We start from the raw sequence: 9,254 nt of genomic DNA on the forward strand, positions 1-9,254 counted from the left end.
GATTACGCTCCTGCCGTATGAGCACCCCCACCCCGGCCGCCCGCGCCCGCCGCGCCCGTATCGCCGCGGCCTCGCTGCTGATGGCCGCCGCCGCGGTCGTCCTCGCGCTGCGTCTGGCCAGCCGTTCGTCGGTCCTGGTGGTCGGGGTCTACGGCCTGCTGCTCATCCTCTGCGGCGGAGTGATCGAACTGAGCCGCCGCGGCCGGACCAGGCTCGGCACCTGGCTGCTCGCCGCGGGGCTCGTGGCGGCGCTGCTCATGGACGGTGTCGTCCTGTCGTGACCGCGTCCCTCCCCGGAGGCGTCCGCGGGCGCTCTCAGGACTCCAGGTAGCGCAGCACCGCGAGCACCCGGCGGCTGTAGCCCGTCGTCCGTGACAGGCCCAGCTTGTCGAAGATCGCGTTGAGGTTCTTCTCGACCGCGCTCAGGGAGATGTGCAGCTTCTCGCCGATGGCCGCGTTGGTGTGGCCCTCGGCGAGCGCCTCCAGGACCGTGCGTTCGCGCGGGGTCAGCCTGGCGAGCGGGTCGCCGTGCGTGGTGCGGATGAGCAGCTGGCGTACGACTTCGGGGTCGATGGCGGCGCCGCCCGCGTGGACCCGCTGAAGGGCGTCGAGGAACTCCTCGACCTGGGCCACCCGGTCCTTGAGGAGGTAGCCGACCCGTTCGGCGCTCGATGTGAGCAGTTGGGCGGCGTAGTTGCGCTCGACGTACTGCGAGAGGACGAGCACGCCGACCTCGGGCCGCAGCTCGCGGATGCGGACCGCGGCGCGCAGGCCCTCGTCGGTGTGGTCCGGCGGCATGCGGATGTCGGTGACGACGACGTCGGGGGCCTCCTCCTCGACCGCGCGGAGCAGCGCCTCCGCGTCCCCCACGGCGGCGAGGACCTCGTGGCCCTCCTCGGCGAGCAGCCGGACCAGGCCCTCCCGCAGCAGGGTCGAGTCCTCGGCGAGTATTACGCGCACGGCAGCTCCGCGGTGATCGTGGTGGGTCCCCCGAGGGGGCTGTCGACGTCCAGGGTGCCGTCGAGCGCGGCCACCCGGCTGCGCAGCCCGGTCAGTCCGCTGCCCCCGGCGTCGGCACCGCCGGTCCCGGTGTCGCGGACGGAGACGGTCAGGACCGTGCCGCGCTGCCGTACGCGGACGGAGACCTCCTCGGCACGCGCGTGCTTGGCGGCGTTGGTCACCGCCTCGGAGACCACGAAGTACGCGGCGGTCTCGACGGCGGACGGCAGCGGCCCCGGCACGTCGTACTCCATGCGCACGGGGAGCGCGCACCGCTCGGAGACCCCGCCGAGCGCCTCGTGCAGGCCGAGGCTGTCCAGGGCGGTGGGGTAGACCCGCCAGGCCACCTCGCGCAGCTCGGTGAGGACCTCCTGGGCCTCCTTGTGGGCCTGGGCGAGAAGCGCGTCGGCCCGCTCGGGGGTACGGCCGCGCCGGGCCCTGCCGAGCAGCATGGCGAGCGCGACCAGCCGCTGCTGCACACCATCGTGCAGATCGCGCTCGACCCGGCGCCGCTCGACGTCCACCGCGTGGACCACGGCCGCCCTGCTGGTGGCCAGCTCGTCGATGCGCCGCTGGAGCAGCTCGCGCTCGGAGGGCCCGAAGCACTCCCGGGCGAGGCGGGCGTCCTGGTCGGTGAGCGCGCGCAGCCCCTGCACGGCGAGGAAGAGCAGGGTCCCGCCGAGGACGAACTGGCTGAACAGGTCCACCCAGGACATCGAGGTCCGCACCACCGACACCGCGAAGATCCCGGCGAGGACCGCGCCGAAGTCGACCATGGCGACGACGACGCCGCAGAGCAGCCCGGAGTACGTACGGACGGCGAGGTAGCGCAGGATCTGCTGGTCGGAGGCGCGGTGCGCGGGGAAGGCGTCGTGGAAGAAGACCGAGCGGCGCCCGCGCTCCAGGGCGGTGAGCCTGCGGGCGCCCGAGGCGAGCAGCGCGTGGGCCCGGGGGCGGGTGCGCGGCCAGAGCAGGAAGGCGCCGAGGGCGCTCCCCGCGACGACGAAGTAGACCAGGCCGAGCAGGGCGGTGAGACAGCCGATGAGCACACCGAGGACCCTGAGCAAGAACGGGGCGGCCACGGGCTCCTTCACGTCGTCCGACATTAGTGGCCCTCAGCCGGCCCTGCGGTGCCGGGGCTCGCTGCCGGTCCGCCTCCGCGAGCGGACGCGGACGGCGATCCAGCAGGCCAGGGCGAGGACGACCAGGACGAGGACGGCCTTGGACAGCAGGCCCACATAGGTCTCGACGGCGTCCCACTGGTCTCCGAGCCAGTACCCGGCGAGGACGAGCACGGAGTTCCAGATCAGGCTGCCGAGCGTGGTCAGGGCCAGGAAGACCGGCAGCCGCATGCGCTCCACCCCGGCGGGCACGGAGATCAGGCTGCGGAAGATCGGCACCATCCGGCCGAGGAAGACGGCCTTGGTGCCGTGCCGCGCGAACCACGCCTCGGTGCGTTCCAGGTCGGACGCCTTGACCAGCGGCAGCTTCGCCCACAGGGCGTGCATGCGCTCGCGTCCGAACAGCACGCCGATGCCGTACAGGGCCGCCGCGCCGACCACGGAGCCCAGGGTGGTCCAGAAGAGCGCGGAGAACAGACTGATCACGCCCTGCCCCGCGGCGAAGCCGGTGAGCGGCAGGATCACCTCGCTGGGCAGCGGCGGGAAGAGGTTCTCCAGGGCGATGGCGAGGCCGGCGCCGGGGCCGCCCAGCACGTCGACGAGGTCGGCGGCCCAGCCCGCGATGCCGCCCGCGGGTTCCTGGGGGAGGGCCAGAGTCGTGAGGTCCATGCGGACCACGCTAGAAAGCGCAGGTCACCGGCGGTATGGGGGTTGCCGTCGGGTAGAGGTGCGGAAAACCGCACCCCCGGGCGGCCGACGGGTCACGCCCCTGCGAAGGACACACGCGAAAGGGCGTCCCCGGAAGACCGGGAACGCCCTTTCGGCATTCGCAAGTGCGCCGCCAGGGACTCGAACCCCGGACCCGCTGATTAAGAGTCAGCTGCTCTAACCAACTGAGCTAGCGGCGCCTGCTGACTCATAAATAGTACCTGGTCCGAGGGGGTGCTCAGGACACCCCGCCGGACGGCCCTAGATCGCGAGCGAGAGCAGTACGGGAGCCGCGCCCCTGTTCAGGGTGTCCGCGGCGGCCCGGAGCCGGTGGGCGTGCTCGACCGGCAGGGAGAGGGCGAGGCAGCCGACGGAGGAGCCCGCGGTGATGGGGACGGCGGCGCAGACCGTGCCGAGCGCGTACTCCTGGAGGTCGAGGACCGGGACCGTGGCGGGCTGGGCGGCCAGGCGGTTGAGCAGGATGCGTTCGTTGGTGATCGTGCGGGAGGTGAGGCGGGCCATCTTGTGGCGTGAGAGGTGGTCGCGGCGGCCGTTCACGTCGAGCTGGGTCAGCAGGCTCTTGCCGACGGCGCTGGCGTGGGCCGACGAGCGGAAGTCCACCCATTCGTTGACCGCGGGGGTGCGGGGTCCGGCCGCGAAGTCGGTGACCCTGACCTCGCCGTCCACATAGCGGCTGATGTAGACCGCGGCGCCGATGGAGTCGCGCAGGCCGTCCAGGGTGCGCTGGAGCTTGGCGCGCAGCGCCTGCTCGTGGTGGCGGGCCGAGCCCAGGCGGTTCAGGGTCTCACCGGTGACATAGGCGCCGACCGGGCTGTCGGTGAGCTGCTCCACATAGCCCTCGCGGCGCAGCATGCGCAGCAGGGGTGCGAGGCGTGTCGCGGGCAGCCGGGTCTCGCGGGCGAGCTCGACGGTGGTGACGCCGGTGTTGTGCCGGGCGACGATTTCGAGCACCCGCAGGGCGCTCTGGACGGAGTCGCGCACCGCGGTCGTCTGGTGCTTCAACGCCACGGCTTCCCCCAGCGTGGAACGGATCCGGACAGTCGAGCTCTGCCCACGATAGCCGTCAAGTGGCCCGCGGGAAGCTTCCGTTGCCGAGATTTGTGGCGCGCTCCGGCCCAGTCAACAGGAACGCGCCACGTCGGCATATGCCTCTGTCATGCCCTACTTTTCCGGCGCCGACCGCCTCCCGTCACAACCGGAAGATGATCACAGCACCGCGCTGAGGAACTCGCGGGTGCGCTCGTGCTCAGGCTCGGTGAAGATCTTCTCCGGCGTACCGGACTCGATGACATGACCCGAGTCGAACATCAGCACCTGGTCGGAGATGTCCCGTGCGAAGTTCATTTCGTGCGTCACACAGAGCATCGTGATGTCCGTGGTGTGCGCGATGTCGCGGAGCACGTCGAGGACGCCCGCCACCAGCTCGGGGTCGAGCGCGGAGGTGACCTCGTCCAGGAGCAGCACCTGCGGGCGCATCGCCAGGGCGCGCGCGATGGCCACCCGCTGCTGCTGACCGCCCGAGAGCTGCGTCGGATAGGCGTCGCAGCGGTCGCCGAGGCCGACCAGGTCGAGCAGCTCGCGGGCGCGCTGCTCGGCCTCGTCCTTGGACAGCCCGAGGACGCTGACCGGCGCCTCCATGAGGTTGCGCAGCACCTTCATGTTGGGGAAGAGGTTGAACTGCTGGAACACCATTCCGATGTTCTTGCGGACCTCGCGGACGTGCTTCTCGCCCGCGGGCACGAGCTTGCCGTTCTTCTCCTCGTGGGTGAGGTACTGGCCGCCCACCTTGATCGTGCCCTCATCCGGTCTCACCAGCGTCATCAGCAGGCGCAGGATCGTGGTCTTGCCGGAACCGGAAGGGCCGATCAGCGTCACGTGCTTGCCGGAGGCGACCGAGAAGTCCAGCTGGTCGAGGACGGTGTTCGAGCCGTACCGCTTGACCACCTTGTCGAAGCGGATCAGCTCGCTGCCGTCGACGGCCGGATTGGGGATTTCCTGGGAAGTGCTGTTGTCAGCGGACAAGGCGACGCTCCAAGGCTCGGAGGAGAAGAGAGGCCGGGTAGGCGATGACGATGAAGGCGACACCGACGATGCTGATCGCCTCGAAGGTGAAGGTCGTCTGGCTGTAGTTCTGGGCCTGGCCCAGCATGTCGAGCGCACCGATGGCCGCCATCTGCGGCGACTCCTTCAGCATGACGATCACGTAGTTGCCGAGCGCGGGGATCACCCGGCGCACGGCCTGCGGCAGGATCACCGACGTCCAGGTCCGGCGCTTGGAGAGGCTGAGCGCGGTCGCCGCCTCCCACTGGCCGGCCGGTACGCCGTCGATGCCCGCCCGGTACACCTCCGAGGTGTACGTCGAGTAGTGCAGCCCGAGGCCGACGATGCCCGTGGTCAGCGGGGACATCGAGGGGCCCCACTCCGGCACCACGTAGAACAGGAAGAAGAGCTGCACCAGGAGGGGGGTGTTGCGGATGAACTCGGTCACCGCCGTGACCGGCCACCGGATCCACCTCTTCTCCGAGCGCTGCGCGATCGCCCAGACCAGGCCGAGGGAGAACGCGATCAGGGTGCCGAAGAACAGCGCCTTGAGCGTGAGCTCCACGCCGTCCCAGAAGAGCGGCATGAAGTCGTCGACGTGCGACCAGTCCCAGTTCACTTGGCACCCCCCGTGCCGGTCACGGCGTCGATCGACGACTTCGCGCGCATCCCGCCGAAGAGGCTGGTCTTCTCGGGCGCCTGGCCGACCCGCTTCTTCGCGTGCCGTTCGAGGAGCCGCATGCCGCGCGTGAGCAGGAAGGCGAAGACGAAGTACAGGCCGAGCAGCAGCGTGTAGATCGGCGCGCTGTCGTTCGTCACGAGCCGCAGCAGGTCACCGGCGAAGGTCATGTCGGCCACCGCGATGAGCGACACCAGGGAGGTGCCCTTGAGCAGCTCGATGAGCAGGTTGTTGAACGGCGGGAGCATCTCCGGCCAGGCCTGCGGCAGCTCGATGCGGCGCAGCCGCTGCGCCGGGGTGAAGTTCAGGGCGATGCCCGCCTCGCGCTGGGCGGGCGGCACCGCGGCGAGCGCGCCGCGCACGATCTCCGACGCGTACGCCCCGTAGGTGATGCCGAGGGCGAGCACGCCCGCGAACATCGGCTGAAAACTGATGTTGAACAGCGGCGGCACGGTGAACGCGATCCAGAACATGAAGACCAGCGACGACGTGCTGCGGAAGATCTCGAAGTAGGCCCCGGCGAGGAAACGCACCACCCAGATCCGGGACGTGCGCAGCACGCCGACCGGGAAGGCGATCACGAAGGCGAGGGCCGCGCTGAGGAAGGTCACCTGAATGGTGATCCAGATCCCGGGAAGGAACCAGTTCTGGAAGAACTCCGACGACATCATGAGGAGGCGCCCTTCGCAGGCGGGCACAGCTTCTTGAGGGTCAGATCCGTCATCTCGTCCGCCGTGAAGCCGAACGGTCTGACGATGCGCAGGAGCTCGCCGCTCTCCTTGAGCTTGTGCAGCTCCTTGTTGAAGGCGTCGCGCAGGTTCTTCTCGGAGAGCCGGAAGGCGAAACCGCCCGCGCCGTAGGCGGGCTTGCCGTCGACCTCCGGCTGGAAGGGCTTGGTCGCCTCGGCCCGCGGGTTGCCCTTGACCACGGTGCGCACGGTGACGTTGGTGCCCGCGAAGGCGTCCACGCGGCCCTGGGTGACGGCGTCGAGCCCGGCCACCTGGTCGGGCAGGACGAGCACGGACTTCACGCCCGCGGCCTTGGCGTAGTCGATCTCCGCGTAGGCCGTGCCGCTCGCCAGTTTCAGGCCCTTCTTGGCGATGTCCTCGTACGACGTGATGCCGTGCGGGTTCCCCTTCTTCACGATGAAGGAGTCGAGCATCAGGTAGTCGGGGTCGGAGAAGAGGACCTGCTCGCAGCGCGTCGGGTTGATGTACATGCCCGCCGAGACCACGTCGAACTGACGTGCCTGCGTGAGGCCGGGGATCAGGGCGCCGAACTTGGTGGGGACCGCCTTGACCTTGGGCACGCCGAGGCGCGGGAAGATGACCTTGGCGATCTCCGGCGCCTCGCCGGTGACCTCGCCGTTCTCGTCGATGTAGCCGAACGGGACCTCGCCCGCGACGCCGATCTTGACCGTGCCGCTGTCCCGCAGCCGGTCCAGCAGATCGCCCCCCTCAACCTTCCCTTCCTCGGGCACCCGGCTGCATGCCGAGGCGCCGAAAGCGGTCAGCGCCGCCCCTCCCGCTCCGGTGAGCAGGGCGCGGCGGCGGACCGCTCTGCCTATGAATCCCTCGTTGTTCCCAAGTGGTGGAGCCATGGGCGCGCGGCTACCCGACTCGACGCGGAATATGCCGCTCAATTTCAGCCCTGAATGCAATCGTTGTGGTCTTGACTCCAGAGAGGAGCATGGGACGTATGGCAGACCGATTCATCGAAGTCTCGCTCGCGAAGCGGGGAGTTCAGTGCACGGCAAAGCTGCTCGACGACCGGGCGCCGGTGACCTGCGCGGCGGTGTGGGAAGCACTTCCGCTGGGCTCGGACGTCTATCACGCGAAATATGCGCGCAATGAGATCTACGCCCTCTTTCCGGCTTTCGCGGACCGCGAGCCGCCCCTTGAAAACCCCACAGTCACTCCCATCCCGGGAGATCTCTGCTACTTCTCCTTTTCCGGTACGGAATTGGGGACCCAGGCGTACGGCTACGAACCGGAGGCCGACGTCAGGGCGGGCAGCACCGTCGTCGACCTCGCCCTCTTCTACGAACGCAACAACCTGCTCCTGAACGGCGACGTCGGCTGGGTCCCCGGCATCGTCTGGGGCCAGATCGTCGAGGGCCTGGACCGGATGGCGGAGGCCTGCAACGACCTCTGGCGGGCGGGTGCGCAGGGGGAGTCCCTGAACTTCCGCCGCGCCTGACGGGGGGCCTAGGGTCTTTCGTTTGGATCAGGCCGGGCTCGCGGGGTCTGGCACGCACGCTCGCGGCGTTGTCGTCGGTCGCCATGGCTCCGCCATGCCTCCCTCCTCCGCCTTGCGATCGCACGCACCAGACCCCGCTCCCTGATCCGGCCCGATCCAAACGAAAGACCCTAGCGCCGCGCGGGCGGCGCGATCCCCCCGGCCCCGGCCGTGTACAGGGCGTGCGCCGCCCGCAGTACCAGGGAGTCCTGGTGCCGGGCGGCCACGAGCTGCACCCCGATGGGCAGCCCCTCCGCGTCCACCCCGCAGGGGACGGAGGCCGCGGGCTGCTGCGTGAGGTTGAAGGGGTAGGTGAACGGCGTCCATCCCGTCCAGCGCCGGTACCCCGCGCCCCGGGGCACCTCCACCCCCGCGGCGAACGCGGTGACCGGCAGTGTGGGCGTGACCAGCAGGTCGTACGTCGTGTGGAAGAGCCCCATCCGCCGCCCGAGGCCCATCCGGACGTCGACGGCCGCCAGATAGTCGAGCGCGCTGTACCGCGCCCCCTGCCCGCAGATCTCCCGGAGCCCGGGGTCGAGCAGCTCGCGCCGGTCCGGCGCCAGATGCTGCACGACCCGGGCCGCCCCGCTGAACCACAGGGTGTGGAAGGCCTCCACGGGGTCCGAGAAATCGGGGTCCGCCTCCTCCACGTACGCCCCCTGGGCGGCGAGGGACTCCACCGCGCGCCGGACGGCCGCCGCGACCGCGGGCCGCACGGCGACCTGGCCGCCGAGCGAGGGGGAGTAGGCGACGCGCAGCCCCCGCACGCCCCCGTCCAGGCCCGCGCGGAAGCTCTCCGCCACCGGACCGAGCTGCGACCAGTCGCGGGGGTCGGGGCCCGTGATGACGTCCATCAGCAGCGCCGCGTCCGCCGCGTCCCGCGTCATCGGCCCCACATGGGCCAGCGTGCCGAACGGGCTCGCCGGGTGCAGCGGCACCCGGCCGTACGTCGGCTTCAGTGCGAAGATCCCGCAGAACGCCGCGGGGATGCGCACCGAGCCGCCGCCGTCCGTCCCGAGCGACAGCGGGCCCGCGCCCGCCGCCACGGCCGCCGCGCTGCCCCCGCTGGAGCCGCCGCAGGTGCGGGAGGTGTCGTACGGATTGCGGGTGACGCCGGTCAGCGGGCTGTCCGTGACGCCCTTCCAGCCGAACTCGGGGGTCGTCGTGCGGCCCACCAGGACAGCGCCGTGCTCCCGCAGCCGGGCCACCGAGGGGGCGTCCTCGTCCCACGCCCGGTCCGCGCCGACGGTCTTCGAGCCGCGCAGGGTCGGGCCGCCCTTCATCAGGAGCAGGTCCTTCACCGACACCGGCACGCCGTCCACCAGGCCCCGCGGCTCCCCCCGCCGCCACCGCGAGGCGCTGAGCTCCGCCTGTTCCAGGGCCCGCTCCGCCTCGATCCGCACGAAGGCGTTCAGGGCGGGCTGTGTCTCCTCGGCCCGCCGCAGCAC

General features: G+C 70.7%; 11 protein-coding genes and 1 tRNA gene. 2 read left to right on the forward strand and 10 right to left on the reverse strand.

Features of this window, described 5'->3' with window-relative positions; all coding sequences use genetic code 11:
* Window positions 1-17 precede the first annotated feature (17 nt).
* Window positions 18-281 (forward strand): hypothetical protein, encoded by a 264-nt coding sequence (locus AB8Z36_RS19345; protein ID WP_369214591.1) that lies wholly within the window; start codon window positions 18-20, stop codon window positions 279-281.
* A gap of 34 nt (window positions 282-315) precedes the next feature.
* Here AB8Z36_RS19345 and AB8Z36_RS19350 read toward each other — a convergent pair whose 3' ends face one another.
* The 9 genes from AB8Z36_RS19350 to ehuB form a co-directional block, all read right to left on the reverse strand.
* The gene (locus AB8Z36_RS19350; protein WP_369214592.1) at window positions 316-960 is read right to left on the reverse strand and encodes a response regulator transcription factor; all 645 of its coding nucleotides are present in this window, start codon (window positions 958-960) and stop codon (window positions 316-318) included.
* Window positions 951-2,081, reverse strand: coding sequence for a sensor histidine kinase (locus AB8Z36_RS19355; RefSeq protein WP_369214593.1), 1,131 nt, complete (start codon window positions 2,079-2,081; stop codon window positions 951-953). The genes AB8Z36_RS19350 and AB8Z36_RS19355 overlap by 10 nt, the downstream gene beginning before the upstream one ends.
* A 33-nt stretch (window positions 2,082-2,114) precedes the next feature.
* The gene (locus AB8Z36_RS19360; protein ID WP_369214594.1) at window positions 2,115-2,789 is read right to left on the reverse strand and encodes a DedA family protein; all 675 of its coding nucleotides are present in this window, start codon (window positions 2,787-2,789) and stop codon (window positions 2,115-2,117) included.
* Between the two features lie 165 nt (window positions 2,790-2,954).
* Window positions 2,955-3,028 (reverse strand) — tRNA-Lys (locus AB8Z36_RS19365).
* 61 nt (window positions 3,029-3,089) lie between these two features.
* Window positions 3,090-3,857, reverse strand: coding sequence for an IclR family transcriptional regulator (locus AB8Z36_RS19370; RefSeq protein ID WP_369214595.1), 768 nt, complete (start codon window positions 3,855-3,857; stop codon window positions 3,090-3,092).
* Window positions 3,858-4,055: 198 nt separating this feature from the next.
* Entirely contained in the window at window positions 4,056-4,871 is an 816-nt protein-coding gene (gene ehuA / locus AB8Z36_RS19375; protein WP_369214596.1) for an ectoine/hydroxyectoine ABC transporter ATP-binding protein EhuA, read from the reverse strand.
* Window positions 4,861-5,508 carry an ectoine/hydroxyectoine ABC transporter permease subunit EhuD gene (gene ehuD, locus AB8Z36_RS19380; RefSeq protein ID WP_369214597.1) on the reverse strand — a complete coding sequence of 216 codons (648 nt, stop codon included), beginning with the start codon at window positions 5,506-5,508 and terminating at the stop codon, window positions 4,861-4,863. The genes ehuA and ehuD overlap by 11 nt, the downstream gene beginning before the upstream one ends.
* Entirely contained in the window at window positions 5,505-6,239 is a 735-nt protein-coding gene (gene ehuC / locus AB8Z36_RS19385; protein ID WP_440581952.1) for an ectoine/hydroxyectoine ABC transporter permease subunit EhuC, read from the reverse strand. The genes ehuD and ehuC overlap by 4 nt, the downstream gene beginning before the upstream one ends.
* Window positions 6,236-7,168: an ectoine/hydroxyectoine ABC transporter substrate-binding protein EhuB gene (ehuB, locus tag AB8Z36_RS19390; RefSeq protein WP_369214598.1), complete on the reverse strand. Its 933-nt coding sequence runs from the start codon at window positions 7,166-7,168 to the stop codon at window positions 6,236-6,238. Before ehuB ends, ehuC begins: the two co-directional genes overlap by 4 nt.
* 98 nt (window positions 7,169-7,266) lie before the next feature.
* On the opposite strand from ehuB, the gene AB8Z36_RS19395 reads away from it, so the two are divergent.
* A complete protein-coding gene (locus AB8Z36_RS19395; RefSeq protein WP_369214599.1) occupies window positions 7,267-7,767 on the forward strand; it encodes a DUF3830 family protein in 501 nt (166 codons plus the stop codon).
* Between the two features lie 170 nt (window positions 7,768-7,937).
* On the opposite strand, the gene AB8Z36_RS19400 is transcribed toward AB8Z36_RS19395, so the two are convergent.
* Window positions 7,938-9,254: amidase (locus AB8Z36_RS19400; RefSeq protein ID WP_369214600.1), on the reverse strand; the 1,317-nt coding region annotated here is incomplete at its 5' end.

Source organism: Streptomyces flavofungini (assembly GCF_041028215.1).
Classification (GTDB): Bacteria; Actinomycetota; Actinomycetes; order Streptomycetales; family Streptomycetaceae; genus Streptomyces; species Streptomyces flavofungini_B.

Bases quoted from the DNA above. Each gene is read 5' to 3' on its own strand.
- AB8Z36_RS19345 (WP_369214591.1), top strand. From the start codon at position 18: ATGAGCACCCCCACCCCGGCCGCCCGCGCCCGCCGCGCCCGTATCGCC.
- AB8Z36_RS19360 (WP_369214594.1), bottom strand. From the start codon at position 2,789: ATGGACCTCACGACTCTGGCCCTCCCCCAGGAACCCGCGGGCGGCATC.
- ehuC (WP_440581952.1), bottom strand. From the start codon at position 6,239: ATGATGTCGTCGGAGTTCTTCCAGAACTGGTTCCTTCCCGGGATCTGG.
- ehuB (WP_369214598.1), bottom strand. From the start codon at position 7,168: ATGGCTCCACCACTTGGGAACAACGAGGGATTCATAGGCAGAGCGGTC.
- AB8Z36_RS19395 (WP_369214599.1), top strand. From the start codon at position 7,267: ATGGCAGACCGATTCATCGAAGTCTCGCTCGCGAAGCGGGGAGTTCAG.